Raw genomic sequence first — 25,917 nt, 5'->3', positions numbered from 1 at the left:
CCGCGGTCAGCTTCCGGCGGGAAATCGGTTGCCTGTAGCGTGAGCTCTCGTTATATTATTTTCAGACTGAACGAAAGTAAATGGGCAATCCTCTCCTTCCGACCCATTCCCGCCAGGTGAATCTCTCATGCTGATGTCTCGCTTGCTTACCAGCGGCCTGTTTGCCGGCGTCTGCGCTCTGAATGCAATCTTCACCGCTTCGTTCGTCGCGGCCGCGGAGCCCGAGGTCAAAGCAGAGCCCACAGCCAAGACAGAATTTCCCGCTGCTGATGTCACCTTCTTCGAAAAGGAAGTCTTTCCGATCTTGCGGGCTAACTGTCTCTCGTGCCACGGGGGCGAGCCGAAGGTGCAAGGCGAGTTCAAACTCACCAGCCGTGAAGCCATTTTGAAGGGTGGCGAAAGTGGCGACGCCGGTGCCACACCGGGCAAGCCAGAACAGAGCAGTCTCATTGACGCTATCAACTACGGCGGGCTCGAGATGCCGCCTAAAGGCAAGCTGCCACAATCGCAGATCGAGATCCTCACCCGCTGGGTGAAGATGGGGCTGCCTTATTCCGACAAACTCGTCGGCGCGACATTGAAGCGACATGGCGCGCCGGTTGTCGATGACGAAGCTCGCAACTTTTGGGCGTTTCGCCCCATCACTCGTCCAGCAATCCCCGCAGTGAAAGAGAAGGCTTGGGTTCGCAACCCGATCGATGCGTTCATTCTCTCGTCGCTCGAAGCCAAAGGCTTCCAGCCCGCCGCGCCTGCCGACAAAGCCACGTTGCTGCGCCGCGCTTACTACAGCGTGACCGGTTTGCCGCCGACGCCGGCCGAAGTCGAAGCCTTTTTGAGAGACGACTCGACCGATGCTTACGAAAAGGTTGTCGATCGCTTGCTCGAATCGCGTCACTATGGCGAGCATTGGGGGCGCCATTGGCTCGACCTGGTCCGTTACGCCGAGACCAACAGCTTTGAGCGGGACAATCCGAAGCCGTTTGTGTGGCGTTACCGCGATTACGTCATCCGCTCGTTCAATTCCGACAAGCCCTACGACCAATTCATCCGCGAGCAGTTGGCCGGTGATGAACTCGACCAAGTGACCACCGACTCGCTGATCGCCACGGGCTACTATCGGCTGGGTTTGTGGGACGACGAACCGGCCGATCGTCAGCTGGCTTATTACGACGGCCTCGATGACATCGTGGCCACAACCAGCAATACATTTCTCGGCCTGACGGTGAATTGCTGTCGCTGCCACGATCACAAAATCGATCCGATTCCTCAGCGGGATTATTACCGCATGATGGCTTTCTTTCATGGCGTGAAGCACTTTGATAACGGCGGCGGTTCGCTCCGCAGCATTGCGGCCCCTGACGCCGAGAAGCAGCATCAAGACACGCTCGAAGAATACAAAGGCAAGATTCGCGAGCTCGATAAAACCATCGCCGAGATGGATGAACTGCTCAAGCCACACTTGAAGGGTGGCGAGATCGACGACTTCAAGCATGACAATCGCAAGGTGGAACTGTTCCGCAAGTATTCACCGGAAACTATCGCCAAGGATGTCTTCGAAACGTACCGCTCAAAATTCCGCGAACGAGAGCAACTTCGCCGCAACCCGCCCAAGTCGGGCGAGATGGCACTCGTCGTTTCCGAAAGTGGTGCGAAGCCGAAAGAGACCTTCGTGCTGTTGCGCGGCAACCCACAAAACCATGGCGATAAGGTTGAGCCCGGATTTCCCTCGGTTCTGTTTTCTGAAGACATGCCACCGACACCCGAGATTAAGCCCGCCGATAACGGTCGCAGTTCGGGCCGTCGCCGCGTGCTCGCCGATTGGATCGCCAGCCCGAAGAACCAACTCACCTCGCGCGTCATGGTGAATCGCGTGTGGCAATACCATTTTGGCCGCGGGCTCGTGCGCTCGTCGAGCAACTTCGGCTACATGGGCACGCCGCCGACGCATCCCGAATTGCTTGACTATCTAGCCAGCGAATTCGTGGACAGCGGGATGAAGTTCAAGGCGTTCCACAAATTGCTGCTCACCTCGAACACGTTCCGCATGGGGAGCGAAACAACTCCCGAAGCGAAGCTGAAGGATCCCGAAAACGATCTCTATTCGCACTTCGACCTGCGTCGCTTAACAGCCGAAGAGATTCGCGATTCGGTGCTGGCCGTGAGTGGCAACTTGAACCTGAAGAAGAGCGAAGGGCCGAGTATTTATCCGTTCATTCCCGCCGAAGTGCTCGCGGGACAATCGCAGCCTGGCAAGGGTTGGGAAAAGTCATCGCCCGAAGAGGCCGCCGGCCGCAGCGTGTATGTACACATCAAGCGGTCGCTTGGTTTGCCGATTCTGACCGTCTTCGATGCTCCCGATCCCGATTCGCCTTGCCCGGTTCGCTTTACCACGACACAGCCCACGCAAGCGCTCGGCATGATCAATGGCCAGTTCATGCACTCGCAAGCTCGCGAGTTCGCTGCGCAGTTGCAAAAAGACTCCCCCGAGCCTCAGCAACAAGTTCGGCAGGCCTTGCGCCGTGCTCTGCAGCGTGAACCACATGAAAAAGAGATCAGCCGTGGATTGCAGTTCCTGCGTGACTCTCAAGAGCAAGACAAGCTCTCCGCCGAACTCGCGCTCGAACGCTTCTGCCTGCTGACCTTGAATTTGAATGAGTTTGTGTTTTTGGATTGATTCCTTCCATCGACGTCGCCATTCCATTTCCCCTCGCTTACGCGTCGGGTTGCTAATAGGAAAATCACCATGACCAAAAACTTTTGCGGACGGACGCGACGGGAATTCATCTGGCAAACGGGCGCGGGCTTCACGGGCCTGGCGCTGGCCGGCATGATGGGGAACGACTTTGCGCGGACGGTGTCGGGCGCTGAGAGTAAGCCTGCGTTTGCCAATCCGCTCGCGCCGAAGAAGCCGCACAAGCCGGCGAAGGCGAAGAGCGTGATCTTTTTGTACATGTACGGCGGCCCCAGCCACATGGACACATTCGATTACAAGCCGGCGATGATCGGCATGGACAACAAGACGATCAACGTGAAGACGTTTGGTCGCGGCGGGCACAAGAACCAAGGCCGCATCGTCGAGCCGCGCTGGAAGTTCAATCAGTACGGCGAATGTGGCAAGTGGGTCAGCGACCTGTTTCCTAACCTAGCCAAGAACGTCGACGACATCGCGTTCCTGCATTCGATGACCGCCGATTCGCCCATTCACGGCTCGGCGATGATTCAGATGAACACGGGCAAGATCCTCAGCGGAGCACCGTGCATCGGCTCGTGGCTCAACTATGGCTTGGGTAGTGTGAACGAAAACCTACCGGGCTTCGTCGTGATGCTCGACCCGCGAGGCGGCCCGATCAGCGGGGCCAAGAACTGGAGCAGCGGCTACATGCCGGCCCAGTACGAAGGAACGATGTTCCGCTCGCAAGGCACGCCCATTCTCGATCTGGCTCGCCAGAAGGGAATGACGGAAGCCGAACAGCGGCGCCTGCTCGATACGCTGCGCAATTACAACGACGAGCACATGGCAGCGAACGACAATCACCAGGCACTCGCCGCGCGCATCGCCAGCTACGAGTTGGCGTTCAAGATGCAATCTTCGGCGCCGGAAGCCACCGATCTCTCGGACGAAACCGAGAAGACGCAAGAGATGTACGGCCTGAACGACAAAAAGACGTCGACCTTCGGTCGTCAGTGCTTGATGGCGCGGCGGCTGGTCGAGCGAGGAGTGCGCTTCGTGCAACTCTATTCCGGCGGCGCCCACAACGACGACAACTGGGATGCCCACGGCGACCTGGTTCACAACCACAACCTGCATGCTGGTGAAACCGATAAGCCCATCGCGGCACTCATCGAAGATCTGCGGCAGCGCGGCCTGCTCGATAGCACACTCATCGTGTGGGGTGGCGAGTTCGGTCGTCAGCCCACGGCTGAATACGAAAAGGGTACGGGCCGCGATCACAACGCCTACGGCTTTACCATGTGGATGGCTGGCGGCGGCGTGAAAGGCGGCGTGAGCGTCGGTACGACCGATGAAATCGGCGCTGCAGCCGTCGAGAAGCCTTTCCACGTCAAACACCTACATGCCACCATCCTCGAACTGATGGGGCTCGATCCCGATCGCCTCACCTACTTCTACGGCGGCCTCGACCAGAAACTCGTGGGCGTCGAAGGGGCAGAGCCCATTCGCGAGTTGATGGCGTAAGCAATCGAACGGTTTGATAGAGCAAGGTTAATCTAACCATGCTCATCTTGCAGTTGTTGATGCCTGCACCAATTCGTGCAGGTACTCCGGCGCGAAATCTGCGCCGTTGGGCCAAGTCACTGTGTGTCCGGCAAGTTGAAATTGCCGGAAGTAGTCAGCTTGTCTGAGCGGAGCGAAGATTGGCCCATCGAGTTGTTGCGCCAAATCGACTTCGCCCTCGGTTCCGTCATTGAACCACAAGTGCAATCGATGGCCACTCAGATACATAGCATTGGTGATGTGAATGAACATTGTCTATTCCAGTGGCGCGATTGAGTTGAGCGGAAGTTCTTGGCGCGCGAGCTCCCAGTTTGCTTGCAACTCGGCAACATGCAATTCATACCATTCGAGTACCGATACGAGCGAACCCTTCGGGAACCGTCCGGCGATGTCTCCTGAGTCGATCTCCACAAGAATCTCATGGTCGCCGATCGCGGCATGAAAATGAGGTGGAGCATGATCTCGATAATACATGCGAATGGATATTCCGCGAAACCTCGAAATCTCTGGCATTGTTCGCTCGCAGAAAAGTGCGATTGGCTGGCTCGGTAGAATCATAGAGCCAAGCGTAAACAGCGGCAATTTAATCATCTGGATTGATCTTCAACGACAGCTCGATTCAGGTGATTTGCGCGCTGTAATGCGGAGTAGTGGATTAGCGAGATCCACCTGCACATGAGTCTACCGAATTGCTCCCATAGCAGAATGGGCAGTATCATCTCCTATTCTGCTGCTCGCCCCGTCACCCATTCGCTCCCTCTGTCGCCATGAACCCGATCTACGCCATTGCCAATACCAGCCAAATCATCTCGCCGTCGATGATCGTCTTTCGTGAATTGGTGGAAAGCAACCTGCGCGAGATGCTGCGGATTGCCGGTAACCCGGCACGTTTGCGGCCGCATTGCAAAACGCACAAGATGCCGGCCGTCACCAAGTTAGAACTAGCTGCGGGCATTGCCAAGCACAAGTGCGCGACCCTGGCCGAAGCGGAAATGCTCGCGACCGCTGGCGTGCCGGACATCGTGCTCGCTTACAATCCCGTTGGACCGAACATCGCCCGCGTGGTGCGATTCAAGCAGCAGTTCCCGAACGTGAAACTGGCTGTCACTGCCGATCATCCGCAGCCTGTGGCGCTGTTGGGGCAAGCGGCCGCGGCGGCGAACGTGCAGATTGAAGTCCTTGTCGATATCGACAGCGGACAACATCGCACGGGCTTGCCCGCCGGTCCACAAGCGTTCGAGCTCTACAAAACGATCGCCGGAACCAAGGGACTGCTGCCCGGTGGCTTCCACTTGTACGATGGGCAGAATCATCAGACCGATGCCGCAGCCCGCCGAGAAGCGGTGATGGCTGTTTGGAATCCCGCCGCCAAGTTGCGAGATGAACTCGTCGCAGCTGGTTACTCCGTACCGCGTATCCTGGCTGGTGGCACCGGCTCATTCCCCATCTTTGCTTCGCTTAACGACCCGGCGCTGGAACTGAGTCCCGGGACCATCGTCTTTCACGATGCCGGTTACGGTGAGATGTTTCCCGACCTGAAGTTCACACCCGCCGCACTGCTGTTTACACGCGTCATCAGTAGACCGACGCCGAATCGCGTGACCACCGACCTCGGCTACAAGGCCGTTGCTTCTGATCCACCCGCTGGCAAGCGTCTGGCATTTCCTGACCTGCCCGACGCCGTGGCGGTGTTGCAGAACGAAGAGCATCTCGTGCTGGAGACTTCGCGCGCAGCGGAGTTTGCACCCGGCGACGAACTGCTCGCCATTCCTCGGCACGTCTGTCCCACTTCGGCACTGCACAAGTCGGTCTACGTCGTCGCTGATGGTAAGCTCGTCGATACGTGGGACGTGACGGCACGCGATCGGGTACTGACGATTTAGCTAGGAAGCCTCTCTTAAAGAAAATGGAGTGTCGAGTCATGCTGCGACCAGGTTTGTTGGCAGTCTGTGGTGGTCTGTTGCTGCTCACAGCAGTTCACGCGGCCGATGACTCCATCGAAGTGAATGTGGTAGGAGCGCTGGCGACGGGCCTCTCGGCGATTGGCGGCGAGACCACGGGCAGCACCATCACGGCGAAGGGAATCACCTGGGAACTTGATTTCGGCAAAGACAAAGCGCTGCACGCGGCCGCGGAGAAACTCAGCGGCCAGCAAGTGGCCGTTAGCGGCACACTGGATCGCCGCGCGGGTGTCGAAGTGCGAGAGCGCTGGATCGTGACCGTCAAAAGCTTGAAGGGGGCCGCAGCCAAGCGGGACCTTGGTCAGGGAGGCATTGCGAGCGAGCCCAAGTCCGCGACGACTGATTCGCCCACAATCTCAGCCAGCGAAACGCAGCTGGGAACCAGCATCGTCATTGCAGCCGAAGGCGAACGTACGGTCATCGATGTTCGCTGTGAGCGGGGCATTGATCGCAACACGATCAAACGTACTAGCGACGCATGGCCCAAGAGCATCGTCGTTCGCTTGCGATTGAAAGGCCTTGAGTCGTTCTCGGTGAAGAAGGACAACTTCTCGCTGAACTGCTCGGTCCCCAGCAGCGGGGAGCCGAAGTCTCACTGCGAACTGTCTTCCGGCAATCGCCAGGCCGTGCTAGAGCCCGCCGATCCGCTCTATCTGAAAGCTCGCCTCGTCTCGACCGGCAAGACGGAGCCCAAGGTTCCGCTGGAGAATGGCTACTTCGAGATTGAGTTGCCCGCCAAGCTCTTCGCCGACAATCCACCGCAGATCGACCTGCAGTGGGTTGATTTCTATCGATAGCTTTTTGTAGCTACTGGATCGTAACTTGCTTGTTCGCGGCGACGTTCTTTTGCGTCAGCTTGCCCCCATCGTTGGGCAGAGTCACTTCGATATCGCAAGCCTCTGCCTTGCCGAGACCGAAATGGGCGGCCGCTTCTTGTCCCGACGCATAGCCAAACCCTACCGCAATTTCTCGTTGGCCGAGCAGCGCATCTTTCTGTCCCAGCTTGCCCGCTTCGTAGATGCGGACGACACTGCCGATCCCGTGCAGGTTCGTCCTTCCCATACCCTGCACGGTTACGTCCAGCCAGTTGCCTCCGGGGGTTTCGTTCTTCAGCAGCAGCGAGCGCAGGCCGACCCACCAGTTGGGCAGGAACATATCGAGCTTGCCATCGCGGTCGTAATCGCAGGTGGGACCCGGCGCGGAGTAGACGATCTTCTTCTCTTCTTCCATCTTCTTAAAGAACGGCCCCGAGCCGGAGATCTTCTTGTCGTCGTCCGTCGGGAAGTCATTCACCGCCAGGGCGTCGGTGCTGAACTGCGGCACGCCGTTCTTCGCCCCTCCGTTCTTGAAGATGACCGGATAAGGGCGGTTGCCCACAAACTTGACGATGGTCGTGTAGATGTCTGGCAAGCCATCGTTGTCGAAGTCCTGAATCTCGACGTGCGGACTCTTCAACGGCAGACCGACCAGGCCGGCCTCTTGGCTGACATCTTCGAACTTGGGTTGGCCGTTAGTAATGCCGCGGTTGAGGTACAACCGAATTCCGACGCCGCCGACGTACCAGGGCTTGCTGAAGTGCGAGCCGACCACGATATCAACCAGGCCATCGCGATTCACATCGCCCATGGTGACACCGCAGGTCGTGTCGTCGCCATCCTTGAAATTGTCCCAAGCAAAGTCGCCATTGGCCTTGGGCAACTCTTCGAACTTGTGATTGTTCGTGCTGAGAAACAGGCGATTGCCGTGATGACGTCCGCTGACAAAGATGTCGGGCCGCGTATCGCCGTTCACATCGCCGGCGGCCACACCAAAGCCCGTGATCTCGTCCGGCAAGCCTACTTCCTTTGTCACATCTTTGAACTTCAAGATCCCTTGGTTGCGATAGAGTCTGGTTCGGCTCTTGCCACCTTGAAAGAAGCATTCGCCCACGAGCAAGTCGAGCAGGCCATCGCCGTCGTAGTCGAGCGCACACGCACTGCGGCAAGCCATCCCTTCGGGACAAGCACCGGACTCTTTTGAGACGTCGGTGAACTTCCCTTTGTCGTCATTGCGAAACAGCGTGTTGGGCTGCATGAAGTGAGCGGACTCGGGCTTCTTGCTGTTGATGGAGTGGTTCGTGGCATACAGGTCGAGGTCGCCGTCGTTGTCGAAGTCAACGAAGATCGCTCCATTCGCGCGGCCGGTGATCTGCAGAGCGGCCTGCTCATCCTTTACAAACTTGCCACCTTGATTGAGAAAGAACTGATTGCTCTTGCTCTTGTAGGGCGCGCCGCCAAAGGTCCCGACGTACAAGTCCGGGAAGCCATCGCCGTTCACATCTCCCCAGCCACAGCCGTGCCCGGCGATTTCGGCAACCGCGGGAAACAGGCCCGCAGCGTCGCCCGCATCGCTAAACGTGAAGGCCGTTTTGGGTTCTGCTGCTGCGGCAACTGGACCAGCGAGAGAAAGAGCCAAGCCGGCGAGCCAGACCAACGAGCCACACAGTGAGCGTCGATTCATCGCGCACCTACCAGAGGGGAGAGTGGAGGGAGGGAAGAAAGGGGCAGGCCCCTAGATTAACGATCGTGCGGGCTGGGAGCAAAAAAATTCTGTCTCACTCGCGAGTGACTTCACTTTTTCAGCTTGCTTTCCGGCAATTTGACACGTGACGATCGTGACCTATCTTTCAGGTGGCACGAGGTTCCGCGAAGGAACCGAGCGTCCACTTCTCTTTTCAAACTCGTCTGTCCTCAATCGGCGAACACGTTCGTGGCGAACCTTGGGTTCGCGCCGGTTCAGCAAAGTCTTGCTGCAAGGTTGTCTCATGCTGCGCGCTAATCACGACGGTTCCTTTCCCTGTCGCCGGATCACCACGCTGGTGCCGAAACTGTCGCAGCATACTCGTCGAGCTGAAGATCGACCGCCCGAAGAACGACGCGGCGAAACTCGTGAGCGACGACGCCCCCATCTCGAAACGCTCGAGCCTCGTTACTTGATGACTGCCTCGCCCAACGACTGGGACAGCAGCTTTGGCGGCGCTTGCACCTGCTCGATCTGCACCGGCCAGGGACTCAATCAGATCTTTTCCGCGACCACCACAACCACGACTGGCGAAGGAACGCTCTCGCTGTCGAACCCGCTCAGTTCGATTCCGCAGCTCAGCAGTAACTCGGGAGCGACCGCCAAACTGTTTCTCGATTTTAACGGTCACACCCAAGCCAATTGGGGCAGCTATTCGAATGTCATCACTCCGGTCTACGATCAAGACGGCGATCGCACAACTTTCAGCAATGCAGAGCTGAACTCGATTCAAGAGATCTGGGCCCGCGTGGCCGAAGACTACGCTTCCTTCAACATCGATGTGACGACGATCGATCCCGGTGGTTCGGCCGATCGCGTAGTCGCGCGAATTGCCATCGGCGGCAACTATTCCGATTGGTTCGGCAGTTCGGCAGGTGGCGTGGCCTACATCGGCGGCTTCTACAACGGAGCGCCCAATGTTGGCTATGTGTTTGAAGATGCCCTGGGAAACGGCAACGCGCGCTATGTCGCCGAAGCCGCTTCGCACGAGGCCGGGCACTTGTTCGGCCTGAATCATCAGAGCCTGTACAACGGTACCACGCTCGTCTCTTCGTACTACGAAGGCAATGCCGCGTGGGCTCCGATCATGGGCGTGGGCTACTATTCGCAGCGCACCACTTGGCATAACGGCACCAGCACCAGTTCGTCGACCTTTCAGGACGATATGTCGATTCTCGCCAATGCCTCGAACGGCTTCGGCTACCGCGCCGACGACTACGGCAGCACACAGGCACTGGCTGCGGCACTCACGGCCACCGGCGGCAATGTCAGTTTCGCGGGCCGCATCGGTTCGAACGGAGACGAAGATTGGTTCACCTTCACCACGTCCGGTGGCGCTCTGAACTTGTCGGTGAATGTTGCACAGGTGGGTGCGAACCTCGATAGCGTGCTCGAACTGCGCGACGCGACCGGCACGGTGCTGGTGACTGCCAATCCGACGAACTCGCTTAGTGCGACGCTCTCTTCGTCCTTGGCTTCGGGCACCTACTTCGTCGTCGTGCGCAGCACCGGCGGCTATGGCAACGTAGGACAGTACACCCTCACAGGAACCGCTCCCATCGGCGGTTCGGGCGGCGGAGGAAGCGGCGGCGAAGAGACACCAGAGCCTGAGATCAACGTGCTCAATGGCACGGTCAATGTGCAGACTGGCGGCACCATCAGCTTTGGCAATGTGCAGGTCGGCAGCTTCCTCAACAAGACCATCACCATCCGCAACACCGGGCCGGGCGTGCTCAATCTGCAATCGTTGGTGGGCAACCTGCCGACTGGTTTCACGCTCATCAGTGATATCGCGAACCTGACACTCGCGACGAATCAATCGACGACCTTCACCATTCGCTTGACTCCCACCGTCGCTGGTGCCGTGAACCAAACCCTGACCATCGGCTCGAACGATGCCGACGAAAGCGCATTCACTCTCCAACTGACGGGCACCGCCACACCTGCCCCCCAGCCCGAAATCAACGTGCTCAATGGCACGGTCAATGTGCAAACAGGCGGCACGATCAGCTTTGGTAGTGTGCAGGTCGGCAAGTTCCTGAACAAGACAATCACCATCAAGAACACGGGCCCAGGTGCGCTCAACCTGCAATCGCTGGTGGGCAACCTGCCAACCGGCTTCACGCTGGTCAGCGACATCGCGAACCTGACGCTCGCGAGCAATCAATCGACGACCTTCACCGTTCGCTTAACTCCCACCGTTACAGGTGCCGTGAATCAGACGCTGACCATCGGTTCGAACGATGCCGACGAAAGTACCTTCACCATCAATTTGACCGCCACCGCTACTCCGGCACCTGCGCCGGAAATCAACGTGCTGCATGGCACGGTCGCTGTGGCCAGCGGCGGTAACGTCAACTTTGGCTCGGTGCAAGTCAGCAAGTTCATCAACAAGACATTGACGATCAAGAACACCGGCAACGCCACACTCACACTCGTCAGACCGACCGCCGGCCAAATGCCTGCGGGCTTTACCATCGTCACCAACCTGGCGACGACCACACTCGCCGCCGGTGCTTCGACCACCATCACGCTCCGCTATACGCCCACCGCAGTGGGCAACAACGCGGGAACCCTCACGCTGGTCTCGAACGATTCGGACGAAGGCTCCTACGTGCTGAATTTGAGCGGCACGGCGACTCCCGGACCTCAGCCCGAGATCAATATCAACGTCGGCACACTCGCGGTGCAGACCGGCGGCGAAGTCGACTTCGGCAGCGTGCAAGTCACCAAGTTCGTCAACAAAGTGATCACGGTCAAGAACACCGGCACCGCGCCCCTCGCGCTCGTGAAACCAACCGCGCTGCAAATGCCACCGGGCTTTACGATTGTCACCAACTTCACCACCACGTCGCTGGCCATCGGTGCTTCCGCTTCGATCACCCTGCGGTACACACCCACGGCTGTTGGCGATGCCAGCGGCTCGCTAACGCTCGTCTCGAACGATGCCGACGAAGGTTCCTTCGTGCTCAACCTGACGGGCACCGGCACGCCAGCACCTCCTTCCGAGATCAACGTCGCGGTTGGTACTGTAGCCGTGCAAACCGGCGGCGCGGTCGACTTTGGCACCGTGGCAGTCGGCACCTTCATCAACAAGACCATCACCATCAAGAACACGGGCCCGGGGCCTCTCGTCTTGCAAAGCCTCAATCCCGCGACCATGCCCGCGGGCTATACGATCGTCACGAATCTTGGCCTCACCACGCTGGCGACGAATCAGTCCACCAGCTTTACGATTCGCTTCACACCCTCGACCGTAGGTGCCGTCGCCGAATCGATCACACTCACGTCGAACGATGCCGACGAGGGTTCCTTCGTGATCAATCTCAGCGGCAGCGGCACCATCATTCGCGCGATCGACAACGGCGCTGCAGGCTTCACGACGACAGGCACGTGGGCGCGAACAACCTACTTCGGCCGTGAGGGCGACATTCATACGGCTGTGAAGGGGACCGGCACGACGACGGCCACTTGGACCTTTAGCAGCTTGCCACCCGGCGTGTATCGCGTGCATGCCAGTTGGACCGCGAGCACCACCTATGCAACGAACGCACCCTTCACTGTCTTTGATGGTGATACGCCACTGACGACCGTGCTGGCCAATCAAGAGCGAGCTTCGGCCGGGCTGACTTGGGGAGGCACCGCCTGGAGCAATCTGGGAACCTTCGAAATCACCGGCGACACGGTGAAGGTGGTGCTCACTAACGCGGCCAACGATCGAGTCGTTGCCGATGCCGTTCGTATCGAATGGCTAGGTGCTCTGCCCGAAGGTGCCGCCGCTGCCAGCAGCCCCTTCGAACTCGATGCTCTGCCGCTGCCAAACTTCTCGCCGGCCAATGATCCTGTCTCGACGAGTTTCAGCAACGCAGGTTCCACCAACACCGCGACTCATCTATTCTGGGCAACTGCCTCTTCTAATCTTGGTTCGGGAGCAACCGTAATGACGACTGGCGCCTCGCTGCTCACACCCAACTCGGTCGACGAAGTCTTTGCCACCAGCGACGACGCCAGTGCCGAGTTGCTGCTACTCAATCGGGCGCTCGACCTGGTGCGCACGACCAGCGACGCGGTCACGGGCAGCAATCCGAGCTCTTCAATTACCGAAGAACTCGACTTCGACTCCCTGCCACCCAATTGGCTCGCCGGCGATGAACTGAGCGAACTGCTGAACTAGTCACCGAAACGTCCAAGAACCGGCGGAGTTTTTGGACATTCGCTTGTTCTAGAAATTCGCCGAAAAATGCTGCAGACGAACTACTTGCAACTTGCGGTCGACATTCGCCACTCACTCTTATTGTCTAACAACCGGGCTGATTGTTGGACGGGCCCGTTCGTCGCAACCGCAGTGTCGACTTCTCGTACACGACATAACCCAACCGCGAATTGCGGCCACGCCTTCAACGACCAAACTGTGAGAGAACGTCCCGCCATTAGGTCACAGTCGTGTTCTGTTTTCAAGTGAATATGCAGTAAGTTTTGACAATATGTCAATCGTGTGTGCCTGCCTACTCCTGCCCCTTCGCCAAAAATCGCACGTTGGCTTCGCGGATCTTCGCCGCAGCCTCATCGTATAGGAACGGTAAGTAGGCGTACCGCTTGCCACGAGTCACCTGCGTTGCCTCGTGCAACATCGAGCACGAAAACACCACCGCGCCTCCTGCTGGTGCTTCGTACAACTGCCGACCAAACTCCGGAAACTTCAATCGCCCGCCGTCATACTCGCCGGTGTTCAGATTGAGCGACACGGCAAACCGGCGGTGAGCGGTTCCCTTCGTCGTATTGTCTCGATGGGCGCGAAAGTGGCCACCGTCGCTGCCGTCGTAACACGCCACAATATGCCGCTCGATCCGCGTGGCCTGAAACTGAAACGCTCGTTGGATCTCGGGCATTAGCCGTGCATGCAGGGAAAACATCGCGCGCTTGCGCAAGTCTTCGTCGGCGATCTCCTGATCCCGCCGCTTTTTATGATCGGGATTGTGCACCTCGACCGTCTTTCCATCGACTTCGCGCATAAAGCCCGACTCGACTCCGCCGTGAGTGTCGTAGTAGGCAATCAGTTCGCGGCACAACTCGGGCGAGAAGACCCGCGGCACCACCAGCACCGGTGCTTGAGGCTGGGCAACGGCCTCGGCTGCCAGTGGCGGCAGATCATCGACAATGGTCCACAACTGCTGCAGATGCTGCTCCACGTTCTGATCGTCGAGGGGGAGCGTCGCAATGGTTCGCAGCCGCTCATCAAGCACGATGGTCATGCGGCGATAGATCTTCTGCGCTGCCGGTGAATCATCGAGCGCCGCCGCACCCAGCAATTTGCTTCCCGTGCGATCGAGGTCATAGATGAATCGCAAGCCAGGAGGCACATCGACGAGCCTGTTTTGCGCCTCGTCATTCGGATCGACACTCAAGCCCACGAAGTGCAAGTTCGTGTAGTCGAACAACGCTTGCCGCGCCATGATCCCCGCCAGTAACTGCCGACTCGATTCCACCGCACTCGAGCCAATCAGACTCAGTACGATGTACCGCCCCGCGAAGTGATCGAGGCGATACACCGTCTTCGCAGTGCTGACCGCATTGAACCACGGCAGTGGTTCGCCAGGCTGCAACAGTGATTTTGCTTCAGGCATGATCGCTTCTCCGTCTCCCTACTACGTCGGCAACCACAGCCGCGACGTGTTGGCACTCGCCACGACATCTCCCTTGCGACGCGCTTTGATTCGCACGTAGGGTGCTACGAACCGGCTGCGATGCTCCCAGCTGCCGGGCACACTCTCGGGCTTGGCGTGCAGCGGCTCGACGAGGTCTTCAATCACAAACCCGCTGCGGCACATCAGCCCAAGGATCTCATCCCAGCGATGCAGATACTCGAGCGTTCCTTCTTCGCGGTGCCGGCTACCCACCACCGGCGGCAACGGCCCGGTGCGATAGTACGGCTCGCTCAGTTCGTAGCCCTTACTGGTCGCTTGAGTATCGGCCTGCAAGCTTTGGGGCGTTTTATGCTGGCTGACATACAGCCCACCGGGGCGTGTGATGCGGGCCACTTCGGTATAGACGGGTCCAATCTGCGGCACGTAACAGGTACTGACGGGTTGAATGACGATATCGAATTCGCCGGTCGGAAAACACAGCAAATTGTCCATCGACGCTTCGACGGTCTTCAGTTCCAGCTTGCGTTCGGCGGCCACTTCGCGATCGAGTTCCAACTGAGCGGGGCTGATATCGACAACCGTCACTAGCGCACCGGCCGCCGCATACAACGGACCATGCTTGCCACCCCCTGCTGCCAGGCACAACACTCGCTGCCCGCGAATATCGCCCCCGAGCCAACCCAGCGCGTCGACCGTTTGCAGCGGATTGGCGAAATCTTCATCCCGCGCCGGCCGCGTGAACCGCTGCTTGTCGCGAACCATCTCGTCCCAGGCGCGTCGGTTATGGTCGTGCATGGGGGTGAGGAAGGGGGCTAGGGGCTGGGAACTAGGAACTGGGGAAATGCATAAATGCGGGGAAGTGGCGGAGCCGGGAACTGCTAATTTACTGGGTGTGATTCCTTTCAGGCAGACGGGTGACATGATGGCCGAGCCTATCAAGTTTTATGCAACGGGCGATAAGTATGGCGAATTCTCCAACTTCGCGGCGTATCCAATTCAGTTGAATGGGAAAGCTTGGCCGACGTCGGAGCATTATTTCCAGGCGATGAAGTTTGTGGGCGAGCCCGACGAAGAAGAGCTTCGGCAGGCGAAGTCGCCCATGATCGTCGCCCGCCTGGGCCGCGACCGCAAACGTCCGCTGCGGCCGGATTGGGACGTGGTGAAAGACGATGTGATGCGCGCAGCGGTCCTGGCGAAGTTCACTCAGTATGTCGACCTCCGCGAACTGTTGCTCGGCACCGGCGAGGTACCTCTCATCGAGCACACCACCAACGACAGCTACTGGGGTGACGGTGGCGACGGCGGCGGCAAAAACATGCTCGGACAGATCTTGATGGAAGTGCGCGCGAAGCTGCGAGTCGACTCTCCATCGACGTAAGTCAGCCAGCCGATCTCTCATTCGCGAATCCATTAACGGTGCCTTCTTCGCCCTTCATGTTTGCTGTTTTACAACTGCCTCAATCTTCCGGTTTGATAACTTTTTTGTGAGTTTTTCGCGAACGAGCCACCCTGACTAACCTCTTGCCTCGCTGCAGCTTGCCACCGGTTATCAGCGGCTATCGGGCGATTTCTTGATAACCGTTTGATAACCAAGCTGGTCCTCTCTAGTCTGCCTAGATTGCCAGTCGCGGCTATCACCGCGACAGACAACTGCGGAGCTTAGTGCGCCTTAATTATTGTCTATCTGCACGCGTTATTAACGGCACTAACGACCGACATCGCCATCACAGGCTGATGACGAGTTTGCAATGTCAAAACAAATTGCCGAACATCGCGGCCACCGCCGAAGACAGGGTGCCAGTCGTTCTGCGCAGCAGAACACCGTGGCAACTCGCACCAGCGCAGCCATTTCGATTGATCGGAATTACTACCAAGGTCCGCGGTTCGTCAGCCGGCGGGTCTGGTTGGCATCGAACCTCGCCGTCGTTTTGCTGTCGCCAAACGACAGGTACCCAATGCCTGCTTGAACGAGCGCGTCCCTTCAGCCGGGACTTCTTTCCCGTCACTCTGAAATCTGTTCGACGCGTGATTCTTTGTCAAACGACACAGATCGGAAAATCGGCGGCGTGGGCGGCAGAGGCGAACCAAGTTCGTTCGCCGGGCTATTCGATTTTGAAATCGAAGCGATTACGGCCGTCGGTTTTGACTTCGACCGTTTGTTCTGACTGCGTGTTGTACCTGGCCGGAATGCGTTCCTTGGCGGGGGGCAGCACTTTGCCCGCGGCGTACTCTTCGGGGGTCATGGTTCCTTGAGCTTCAGGCGCGGTGATCTTTACCAGGTACTTGCCCGGCAGCAGGCCCTGTTCGGCAGGGACCGAATAACTGCCGCCGGAAACGAGCGCGCCAACCGTCGGCGTGGTCTCACCCTCGGCGAAGAACTGAATGGTGCCCCCGTCGATGGCCTGCCCCTGCAAGGTCACAGTGCCGGAAAGGGCGTACTTGCCGTTGCTGCTCCCGCCGCAACCGCTGCAGGTGAGCAGAATCGCGATTGCGATACAGGTGCCGGCCGTTTTCAAAATGCTGTGCATGGTGTTTGGCTTTAGTAGTCGCCGACCACTTCGCCGCCGGCCGACGTTCCCAGGCTTTGCCAACTGGTGGCGTTGATGTTGTTCGAAACGAACCGCACGCTGCCATCGCAGAGCGCCGCATTCAAGCCGGCCGGATGCCGGCTGCGGGCACCGAAAACGTAGCCCGCCGTGCGAAATGCGCAAGGTGGATTCGGGGCCTTGGCGTCACACCAGCTGGCGTCACTCCAGGAAAGATCTGGGCTGGTATCGTTCGGCTTCAGCGAAACCACAAAGCCCGCTCCCGTGGCCCACCAGGTGCAACCACGCAAGTCTTTGCGCTGGCCGACGATGAACTCCGAGGCCATCAAAGTGTTGCTGAGGCCGTCGGTGATGAGCGCCAGGCGTTGCGGTGGGCCGGTCATGAACGGCGCCTGTTGAAACGTGAAGCCGTTATAAGTGTCGGTCACCCACTTGGCCGACTCATCGACCGAGGTATTGCCGTAGTTCACGCCGTAATTGTGATAGGTCGTGTTGTTGCCGCCGCTGCCATTGGGCCAGCCCGACTTGTTGCGCATGTCGCTGGGGCACAACCAAAACTTCAGCACTTTGCCCGTCGCGCCGTTGATATTGTCGATGTGATAGTAGTTGCGCCCGCCTGCTTTGCCGTAATCGACATACTGCGCGCCGACACTATTTGCCTCGATGTAATCGAGTGTGGGAGCTTGCCAGGTACCCATGCCCCAGTACGGCGAGATGCCCGGATTGGCCGGAGGCAAACCACCCTTACTATCGGCGTGGTTGTGCATTGCGAGCGCTGTTTGCTTGAGATTATTCAAGCATTGACTGCGCCGCGCGGCTTCGCGGGCAGCTTGCACCGCGGGAAGGAGCAGGGCTACGAGCACGCCGATAATGGCAATGACCACGAGCAATTCAACCAGCGTAAAGGCGCGGGCGCGCCCTTGTCGCTGGCTGCAGGAGAGGTGCAGCCGCATGATGTTACTTCCCACGAATGATCGCAAAGTCTGTCGAAACTATCGCAGGACGTCGGCAAAGGCAGTTTGCAATTGCTTCAGCCCCTTCTCGCCCTGCGCGCCATCGACGACCACGTTCACGCGGACTTCGCTGGTATTGATCAGGTCGAGGTTGATGCCCGCTTCGGCCAAAGCACGGAACATGCGAATCGCCACACCGGTGTGTGTACGCAAGCCGACGCCCGAGACCGAAAGCTTCGCAATCTTAGGGCTATTCGTGACGCCGCGGCAAGCAAGATCGGCGGCGATTTTCTTCGCCACCTCCACGCTATGAGCCAATTGCTCCTGCGGAACCGTAAAGCTGAGCGTTGCCAGTGCCTCGGTGGTGGGGAAGCTCTGCACGATCATGTCGACAAAGATTCCCGCCGCAGCAACTTCCTCGAACACCTTGGCGGCAATGCCCGGGGTATCCGGCACGCCCAGGATGGTCACGCGAGCCTGAGTCGAGTCGAGCGAAACATCGTCGATCGTCAGGTCTTCCATGTTCAAACCTTGCAGGCGAGCGACCACTGCAGCGGCATCGGTGCCCAGGTGCCGAGGCGTCCAAGGCTTGATCGGCGTCGCAGGCGCCTTATCGAGTTCGAACGACGAATGGACCACGCGCAGGGCTTGCTGCGATTGATCGCGGGGCACGAGGACCGAGATTTTGATCTCGCTGGTCGTGATCATGCCGATGTTGATGCCGGCGGTCGCCAGCGCGCGGAACATCTTTTCGGCGACACCCGTTTGCCGAGCCATGCCGAGACCCACAACCGAAACCTTGGCGACGTTGTCGTCGGAAGTGACCGCACCGGCACCCACGAGCTTGGCCGCTTCGCGAACGGCTTCCAGCGAGGCTTCGAGTTCGTTCTTGGGGACAGTGAACGAGATATCGGCTTTACCGCTCTCCCCCACGTTCTGCACGATCATGTCGACCGAGATATTGCGGGCCGCGATACGCGAGAAGATCTCCAAGCTCGTGCCCGGCTTATCCGGAATGCCTTGCACGGTGATGCGAGCTTCGTCCTTGGTGATCGCGGCACCACTCACGGGCATATCGGGCCGCTCGGGTTCGGTGACGATCATCGTGCCGGGAACATCGGTAAAGCTGCTGCGGACGTGAATCGGCGTATCGAACTTCTTGCCGAACTCAATGCTGCGGCTGTGCATCACACCCGCGCCGAGGCTGGCTAGTTCCAGCATTTCGTCATAGCTGATGCGGCTGACGCGGCGAGCTTCGGGAATAACGCGCGGGTCGGTCGTATAGACGCCGTCGACGTCGGTGTAGATTTCGCAAGCATCGGCCCGCAGCACCGCGGCGAGTGCGACCGCCGTGGTATCACTACCACCGCGACCGAGCGTGGTGATATTGAAATCGTCATCGATCCCCTGAAAGCCAGCGGCAATGACGATGTTTCCTTCGTCGAGCATTTTCTTCAGTCGCGCCGTCTCGATGCTCTTGATGCGGGCCTTGCGGAACGTGGCATCGGTCTTCACGCCGATCTGGGCACCCGTGAGGCTCACCGACTTGTGACCGAGCGAGTTAATCGCCATCGCCATGAGCGCACAGCTTTGCTGTTCGCCGGTCGAGAGGAGCATGTCCATTTCGCGGGCTGGCGGCTTGTCGGTGATTTGATTGGCCAGGTCAATCAGGTCGTCGGTCGTATCGCCCATCGCCGAGACAACCATCACTACCTGGTTGCCTTCTTGTTTCGCGCGAATGGCCTTGCGAGCTGCAGCGAGGATCTTTTCGGGAGTGGCGACGCTACTGCCGCCGAACTTTTGCACAATGAGTGGCATGGGACGTTCTGTGAAGGTTAGAGAGAGTGTGTGATTGGGAGGTCGGGAGTCGGAGGTCAGGAGTCGGAGGTCAGGAGTCGGAGGTCAGGAGTCGGAGGTCAGGAGTCGGAGGTCAGGAGTCGGAGGTCAGGAGTCGGAGGTCAGGAGTCGGAGGTCAGGAGTCGGAGGTCAGGAGTCGGAGGTCAGGAGTCGGAGGTCAGGAGTCGGAGGTCAGGAGTCGGAGGTCAGGAGTCGGAAGATGATCACTTGCCCGTATTTTCCCTAGCCCCCAGTTCCTAGTCCCTAGCCCCCAAGAACCACGACATCATTCGCCAGCCTTCCTCGAAGGAAAGCGAAGAGGCACCGGCGGAAACTTCGTCGTAGGTGGTGGCTGCGTCGGGTGCGACGTCGCTGCCGCAAATCGCCAGGGGCACAAAGCCGTGGCTGTGCGTTTTGGTGCGACAGGGCGTTGGATGATCGGGCGAAACCAGAATCCGATAGTCGCCGTGCTTCTTCAGAGCCGCATGGAGCGGGGCGACGATCTTTTCGTCGATCGCTTCGAGGGCTGCGATCTTGGCATCGACGCGACCTTCGTGCGAAGCTTCGTCGGTGGCTTCGACATGCACACAGATGACGTCGGTGCTATCGAGGGCATCGATGGCGTACTGCCCCTTGGCGGCGTAGTCGGTATCGAGATAGCCGGTGGCACCGGGAACTTCGATACGGTCCCAGCCAATGAGCGCCGCGAGACCGCGGAGTAGATCGACGGCCGTGATCATCTTGCCACGTTTCTGATGCAGTTCGTAAAACGGCGTCAGGCTGGGCGTCTTGCCCAGGCCCCAGAGCCAAAGGTTCGTCGCCGGCAATTTACCCGCGACGATGCGCCGTTGATTGACCGGATGATTCGCAAATAGCGGCCGGCTGAAGCCCATCAGCGTATTGAGCAATTCGCTGCCAGGACCGCTGGGCAAGTCATTCGCGACGGACTTGTCCGTAAGATCGTGCGGCGGAGTGGCCCGCGTTTCCTTGCTGAACGGAGCCTTGACCTTCCCGCCACGAAACAACAGCAGGTTGCGATAGCTGACACCCGGCACGAACTCCAAATTGTCAGCACCCAGTTCCTTCTGCGCCGAGATGAGCAATTCCTTCGCTTCTTCCGACGAGATATGTCCCGCCGTGAACGATTTCATCGTCTCGTTCTGCACGGTGACCAAATTGCAACGAATGGCCCAATCTTCCGCCCCCAACTCAATTCCCTGCGCAGCTGCTTCCAGCGGGGCACGACCGGTGAAGTACACATTCGGGTCATAACCAAACAGGCTCAGATTGGCGACATCCGACCCCGCTGGCAGATGCTCGGGCACATTATTCGCGCGACCCACCACGCCCGCTTTCGCAATTTGATCCATCGCTGGCGTCTTCGCAGCCTGCAGCGGCGTCTTCCCGCCCAATGAATCTTGAGGTTCGTCGGCACAACCGTCGGGGATGATAATGGCGTACTTCATGGGGAAAGTTCTGAGTTCTGAGTTTTGAGTTTTGAGACAGGAAGGACAGGTTTACTTGTACTTGCCGCCTCGCAGGCCACTTTGCTTAAGGTATTTGATGAGACCGAGAATCATGCGACTGATTTCGTCTGCTGAACTCGAAAGTGCTTCGAAGGTGGTTTGTGAAATGTAGGTTTGATCAACCGCGATGTAGAGTTGGGACCGCACTTCGGCGATGGAACCTTTCGCAATTGCGAGAAACTGTATGAATTCGACGTTACCTCCGCGTTCCGATCCTTCCGCAATGTTGCTCATTACCGAAACCGCCGCCCGTCAGATCTGATCCTTAAGCGCGAAGTCCTTCGCGAACTCGGTGCCTCTCGTGCAATCATAAATGTTTCGGGTTAGCTCTCTGGCATTTTTCCAAACTTCCAACTCCTCAAAACGATGGAAGGTTGCCATTGATCCCTCGACTCTTTCTGTTGCAGACCACCAAACCTTTTCTTGTCTCAGAACTCAAAACTCAGAACTCAGAACTTTTAATCGAGTACCCGCATGCGTACCGCGTTGGGTCGAACGGAGGAGAGCTTGCCGATTTCAGTCATGGCGCGTTGGGTGGCACCTTCGGTGGCTTGGGCAGTCATGATGACGAGGGGAACGATGGATTGGCCGCCGTCTTCTTCGCTGGGTTCGTGCTGGATGACGCTGGCGATGGAGATTTGGTTGCGACCGAGGACGCCGGTCACTTCGGCGAGGACGCCTGGGCGGTCTTCCACGGTCAGGCGAATGTAGAACCGGCTGGTGAGTGAGGCGTGATCGCACTGCTGCACCCGGGCTTCACCTTTTGACCAGAGTTCGACGGTGCGGAAGGTGATCGGGGTGCGGCCGACGGCCATATCGATCATGTCGGCAACGACGGCCGAGGCGGTTGGCATTTGGCCGGCGCCGAGACCATGGAAGAAGATCGGACCGACGGCATCGCCCACGACACTGATCGCGTTGTAGGCCGAGCGGACTTCCGCGAGCGGAGTGCCGATCTTCACCAAGTTCGGCGTCACATGCAGTTCCAGGCCGTTCTCGCGCAGTTTGGCGACCGCGATTAGCTTGATGCGATAGCCCAGTTCGCGAGCATAGTACAAGTCAGCAGCGTCGAGCGTATCGATGCCGACGCGGGGGATATCGTTCCAGTGAACTTGCGCGCCGAAGGCCAGATGCGCGAGAATCGCGAGCTTCTGGGCAGCGTCGGCTCCGCTCACGTCCATCGTCGGGTCAGCTTCAGCATAGCCGCGAGCTTGAGCTTCTTTCAACGCTTCGGCGTAGGTTTCGCCTTGCTCGTCCATTTGCGAGACGATGAAGTTGCTCGTGCCGTTCAAGATGCCGCGCAGCGAGAGGATTTGATTCGCCGAAAAGCATTGGCTGATGTTGGTGATGATCGGAATGCCGCCCGCGACGGCAGCATCGAAGGCGATCGCGCGGCCCAGTTCGCGGGCTCGGTCGAAGATCTCGGGGCCATGTTCGGCCAGCAGCGCCTTGTTGGCGGTAACCACGTCTTTGCCGCTTTCCAGCAGCTTGAGCATGATCGTGCGGGCTGGTTCGAGGCCGCCGACCAGGTGCGCGACGAGCTTGATCTCGGGATTCTTGGTGATGCGGGTCAGATCGTCCGAGAGGGTAACCGTTTTGGGGAGCGCGAAGTCGCGGGCCTTGGTAGGATCGGCCACGACGACTTCTTCGACCCACAGGGTGCGGCCGGCATGACGGCCGGTTCGGTCGCCATGATCGATCAGCAACCGGGCGACGCCAGCCCCCACGGTGCCCATGCCCACGAGGGCAACTTTTGTAACTTGCATGCGGCCTGCATCCACCACTGAAGCGACCCTTTCGGGCCAGAAACAAACTTCCCATGCTATTCAGCCCCTAGTCGGACCGTCAAGCGGCGGCGCGGTGCCAGACAGGGAGTTACGTCGCGTGAGACGCGGAAAAGTGCGAAAGAAACGCCAACTCACCAGAAAGTGGTGTTTCCGTGCCAGGGAAAGTAGTTGGGGCGGTCGCCGCCAAAGCGGAACTCGACCCCTGCCATCAGCGAAAAGCTGTGCATCGCATCGACGTGCGTCGTGCCAATCGAGAAGTTATCGACGATGTCGAAGCGAACCGAGAACCAGGGGGAATAGAAGTGCTTCAGGCCCACGCCGATGGGCATCGTCAGGGCGGTGTCGTCGATGAACTGACCCCGCTCGTTCTCGTAACGGAAGTTGGCAAAACCAAGTCCCGCTGAGATGTAGGGCCGCCAGCGGGAATCTCCCCAGGGATAATGCAGCACCGAAACATCCATGTAGTAATTGCGGCTGGGCTCATCGATCGGCGCGCCTGTGATTCCGTTGAAGGTCTCGTTGCGCGAGAAGGCGTAGCGACCTTCCCAGCCCCAGAAGTGGTCGAAGTCGTTGCCGAGGCGAATGCCCAGTAGCGGCGCGTTGTCTTGTTCGACTCGCCCGGAATCGAGCTCGTCGTTGAGAATGCCGCCGATGAACACGCCCCAGTACCAGGGGCGATTTCGCCAGCTGGTGCCGGTCAGCGGCTCGCCCCAGCCTGTGTGGCGGGCTACGTCGTTGGGGTCGCCGTGCTCGAACCAGGGAGCCCGAGGCTGCCCGTGACCATGATGCCCGGGAGGTGGTCCATAGTGCTCGTAAGCGGGAGCATCGGCGGGCCAGCCTGGAGCGGTGTTCTGTTGAATGAGTGAGCGTTCGCCCGGCGGCGGCACCGGAACGAGTTGTGGCTCGCCCGATGGCCCCAAAGGATCACTCGGCGACCCATCGCGCAGTGGAGAAGGAAGAGCTTCGGTCGCTTGCGCTTGGATCACCTCCGAGCGCAGTGGATTGGTAGGTGCAGCGCCCCCAACTTTGCGAGCCGGGGTGGGCGAGCGGAAGGTTTGTCCGCTGGCAACAGGCGAAGCCAGCGCGCACAGGCCCAGCACCGCGAGGGTGATCGCGCATTTCGTGCTACGACCGCTGAAGAGCATGGAGTGTGGCCTATTGGCAGAATCTGCTGCCGCGTGTGGATAAGCGGCGGGATTCTGCTGATGCCACCAAATCGCGTCAAGAGAGAGTGGGAGGTTCCGGCGAGATAATGAAAGAAATCTGCTGCCCACCAGCGTAGTCATCTTGCTCCGCAAGATGATTCTTCTCGACCTGCTGGTCCGATTCTCGCTGCTTTCATCTCGGCGGAGCGAGATGACTACGATGGGGGCGATTTGCGCTGCTTTCATCTCGACGGAGCGAGATGACTACGGTGCGGGTGACTCAATTGCCGCTAGCACGGGTGAACCTGCGCGAACCCGCCGTGTCTGTTCGCGTTATGGATACCATTTGGAACTTTATCGAAAAGCAATTTGCCGAGAACCAACTTTTCTCCGGCGGTTTGATCCTGATGATCGCCGGCGGTCTCATTGCGTACTTTCGAGACATCCCGAGCACCTGCTGGTCGTGGATCAAATCGCGGTTTGTGTACGAGGTCGATATTCTCGATCGCGAACAGGCCTTCGATTGGCTCGACCAGTGGCTGGCACAACATCGCTATGCGACGCATCGCGCGCGCTGGCTTACGGTGCGGACTCGGGCCGTCGAATACAAAGATCGGCAAGAAGATCCACTCGGCGATCATCGGCCGCGCATCATGTTCACGCCGGCTCCCGGCACGCACATGCTGTTCTTTCGAGGTCGGCTGGTGATCTTGCATCGCATCCGCCCCGAAGCGAACCAGGCGACTCAACAGCCTGTGAACACGCGGGAATCGTTTAGCCTGACCATCTTCACACGCGATCGAAACATCGTGCTCGCGCTGCTGCAAGAAGCTCGGGAAGTGGCGATGCCGCAAGGTGACTCGCGGCTGACCGTGTATCGCAACCAGTGCATGTCGTGGGGCGAGCAGCTGCAACGCTGCCCACGCTCGGCCGATTCGGTCGTGCTGCCAACGGGTGTAATGGAGAACCTGATCGCCGACAGCCGGCGGTTTCTCGAGAATCGTAACTGGTACCTGGAGCGAGGCATTCCGTATCGTCGTGGTTACTTGCTGTACGGTCCGCCGGGAACGGGCAAGAGTTCGACCGTCGTGGCCATTGCATCGGCACTGAAGATGGATATCGCCATCCTCAATCTGGCCGGATCGTCGCTCGACGATAGTGAGTTGGCGGAGATTCTGTGCGAATTGCCCGTGAACGCTCTGCTGCTGATCGAAGACATCGACTGTGTCTTTGTGCAGCGCGAAGCGACCGAAGACAAGCACAACAAGGTCACCTTCAGCGGCCTGCTGAACGCGCTCGATGGCGTGGCGGCTGGCGAAGGTCGGCTGCTGTTCGCAACAACCAATCACCGCGAACGACTCGACGCGGCCCTGATTCGTCCGGGTCGCATCGACCGCCAGTTGGAAATTGGTTATGCCAATCGAGATCAGATTGGTCGCATGTTTCTGCGATTCTTCCCCAGCGCCGATCCGGCGCTCGTGGAATACTTTGCCAGCACCATGCCCGATTGCCGGCTGACCATGTCGGCCGTGCAAACACTGCTGATCGAGCACGCACATTCGCCCGAAGACGCCTGTGCAGCGCTCGACGATTGGCTGGCCGAGCAAGGCCACGCTGGTTGGCAACAGCCTGGTCCGCTCCTGGCTAATCCGCTCTTGTCGGATCAGGCTGGCTCAACCAAGAACCTCTCGCTGCCCAAGACACCGTTCTGCGTGGGCCTGTAAG

18 protein-coding genes and 1 pseudogene are annotated in these 25,917 nt (G+C 58.9%); 7 read left to right on the top strand and 12 right to left on the bottom strand.

Annotated elements, in window-relative coordinates; all coding sequences use genetic code 11:
• Window positions 1-127 precede the first annotated feature (127 nt).
• Together NA78x_RS29570 and NA78x_RS29565 are read left to right on the top strand one after the other, a co-directional pair.
• Entirely contained in the window at window positions 128-2,674 is a 2,547-nt protein-coding gene (locus tag NA78x_RS29570; RefSeq protein WP_425615977.1) for a PSD1 and planctomycete cytochrome C domain-containing protein, read from the top strand.
• 69 nt (window positions 2,675-2,743) lie between these two features.
• Entirely contained in the window at window positions 2,744-4,195 is a 1,452-nt protein-coding gene (locus NA78x_RS29565) for a DUF1501 domain-containing protein (protein WP_425615976.1), read from the top strand.
• A 42-nt stretch (window positions 4,196-4,237) separates the two neighbouring features.
• Here the strand turns inward: NA78x_RS29565 and NA78x_RS29560 are convergent, their stop codons facing one another.
• Window positions 4,238-4,462, bottom strand: a complete 225-nt coding sequence (locus NA78x_RS29560; RefSeq protein WP_425619487.1) for a DUF2442 domain-containing protein — start codon at window positions 4,460-4,462, stop codon at window positions 4,238-4,240.
• A gap of 27 nt (window positions 4,463-4,489) precedes the next feature.
• Window positions 4,490-4,825: a DUF4160 domain-containing protein gene (locus NA78x_RS29555; RefSeq protein ID WP_425615975.1), complete on the bottom strand. Its 336-nt coding sequence runs from the start codon at window positions 4,823-4,825 to the stop codon at window positions 4,490-4,492.
• A 176-nt stretch (window positions 4,826-5,001) separates the two neighbouring features.
• Between NA78x_RS29555 and NA78x_RS29550 the strand changes: the two genes are divergently transcribed.
• Window positions 5,002-6,117: a D-TA family PLP-dependent enzyme gene (locus NA78x_RS29550; protein WP_425615974.1), complete on the top strand. Its 1,116-nt coding sequence runs from the start codon at window positions 5,002-5,004 to the stop codon at window positions 6,115-6,117.
• Window positions 6,118-6,155: 38 nt separating this feature from the next.
• Window positions 6,156-6,992 carry a hypothetical protein gene (locus NA78x_RS29545; protein WP_425615973.1) on the top strand — a complete coding sequence of 279 codons (837 nt, stop codon included), beginning with the start codon at window positions 6,156-6,158 and terminating at the stop codon, window positions 6,990-6,992.
• Window positions 6,993-7,002: 10 nt separating this feature from the next.
• Here NA78x_RS29545 and NA78x_RS29540 read toward each other — a convergent pair whose 3' ends face one another.
• Window positions 7,003-8,694 carry a CRTAC1 family protein gene (locus NA78x_RS29540; protein WP_425615972.1) on the bottom strand — a complete coding sequence of 564 codons (1,692 nt, stop codon included), beginning with the start codon at window positions 8,692-8,694 and terminating at the stop codon, window positions 7,003-7,005.
• 304 nt (window positions 8,695-8,998) lie between these two features.
• Here NA78x_RS29540 and NA78x_RS29535 point away from each other — a divergent pair, with 304 nt between their 5' ends.
• Window positions 8,999-12,928 (top strand): choice-of-anchor D domain-containing protein, encoded by a 3,930-nt coding sequence (locus NA78x_RS29535; RefSeq protein ID WP_425615971.1) that lies wholly within the window; start codon window positions 8,999-9,001, stop codon window positions 12,926-12,928.
• Between the two features lie 331 nt (window positions 12,929-13,259).
• Here the strand turns inward: NA78x_RS29535 and NA78x_RS29530 are convergent, their stop codons facing one another.
• Window positions 13,260-14,378, bottom strand: coding sequence for a 2OG-Fe(II) oxygenase (locus NA78x_RS29530; RefSeq protein WP_425615970.1), 1,119 nt, complete (start codon window positions 14,376-14,378; stop codon window positions 13,260-13,262).
• A gap of 21 nt (window positions 14,379-14,399) precedes the next feature.
• Window positions 14,400-15,194 (bottom strand): class I SAM-dependent methyltransferase, encoded by a 795-nt coding sequence (locus NA78x_RS29525; RefSeq protein WP_425615969.1) that lies wholly within the window; start codon window positions 15,192-15,194, stop codon window positions 14,400-14,402.
• A 124-nt stretch (window positions 15,195-15,318) separates the two neighbouring features.
• Here NA78x_RS29525 and NA78x_RS29520 point away from each other — a divergent pair, with 124 nt between their 5' ends.
• Complete coding sequence (locus tag NA78x_RS29520; protein ID WP_425615968.1) at window positions 15,319-15,777, top strand: NADAR family protein; 459 nt, start codon at window positions 15,319-15,321, stop codon at window positions 15,775-15,777.
• Between the two features lie 724 nt (window positions 15,778-16,501).
• On the opposite strand, the gene NA78x_RS29515 is transcribed toward NA78x_RS29520, so the two are convergent.
• From NA78x_RS29515 to NA78x_RS29485, 7 genes and pseudogenes are all read right to left on the bottom strand, one after another.
• A complete protein-coding gene (locus NA78x_RS29515) occupies window positions 16,502-16,927 on the bottom strand; it encodes a hypothetical protein (RefSeq protein WP_425615967.1) in 426 nt (141 codons plus the stop codon).
• An 11-nt stretch (window positions 16,928-16,938) separates the two neighbouring features.
• Window positions 16,939-17,898, bottom strand: a complete 960-nt coding sequence (locus NA78x_RS29510; RefSeq protein WP_425615966.1) for a DUF1559 domain-containing protein — start codon at window positions 17,896-17,898, stop codon at window positions 16,939-16,941.
• 39 nt (window positions 17,899-17,937) lie between these two features.
• Window positions 17,938-19,716 (bottom strand): aspartate kinase, encoded by a 1,779-nt coding sequence (locus NA78x_RS29505; protein WP_425615965.1) that lies wholly within the window; start codon window positions 19,714-19,716, stop codon window positions 17,938-17,940.
• 275 nt (window positions 19,717-19,991) lie between these two features.
• On the bottom strand, window positions 19,992-21,200 hold the full coding sequence (locus tag NA78x_RS29500; RefSeq protein ID WP_425615964.1) for a cofactor-independent phosphoglycerate mutase: 1,209 nt from the start codon (window positions 21,198-21,200) through the stop codon (window positions 19,992-19,994).
• A 51-nt stretch (window positions 21,201-21,251) separates the two neighbouring features.
• Window positions 21,252-21,500, bottom strand: a pseudogene (locus NA78x_RS29495) (four helix bundle protein); the annotation flags it as partial.
• A gap of 218 nt (window positions 21,501-21,718) precedes the next feature.
• A complete protein-coding gene (locus NA78x_RS29490; protein WP_425615963.1) occupies window positions 21,719-23,026 on the bottom strand; it encodes a homoserine dehydrogenase in 1,308 nt (435 codons plus the stop codon).
• Between the two features lie 152 nt (window positions 23,027-23,178).
• The gene (locus NA78x_RS29485; protein WP_425615962.1) at window positions 23,179-24,192 is read right to left on the bottom strand and encodes a porin family protein; all 1,014 of its coding nucleotides are present in this window, start codon (window positions 24,190-24,192) and stop codon (window positions 23,179-23,181) included.
• 320 nt (window positions 24,193-24,512) lie between these two features.
• Here NA78x_RS29485 and NA78x_RS29480 point away from each other — a divergent pair, with 320 nt between their 5' ends.
• Entirely contained in the window at window positions 24,513-25,916 is a 1,404-nt protein-coding gene (locus tag NA78x_RS29480; protein WP_425615961.1) for an AAA family ATPase, read from the top strand.
• Window position 25,917: the final 1 nt, after the last annotated feature.

The organism is Anatilimnocola aquadivae (genome assembly GCF_049819085.1).
In the GTDB taxonomy this organism is placed as follows: Bacteria; Planctomycetota; Planctomycetia; order Pirellulales; family Pirellulaceae; genus Anatilimnocola.
The sequence above is the reverse complement of the archived record's forward strand: the minus strand, read 5'-3'. Positions and strand labels throughout refer to the sequence as shown.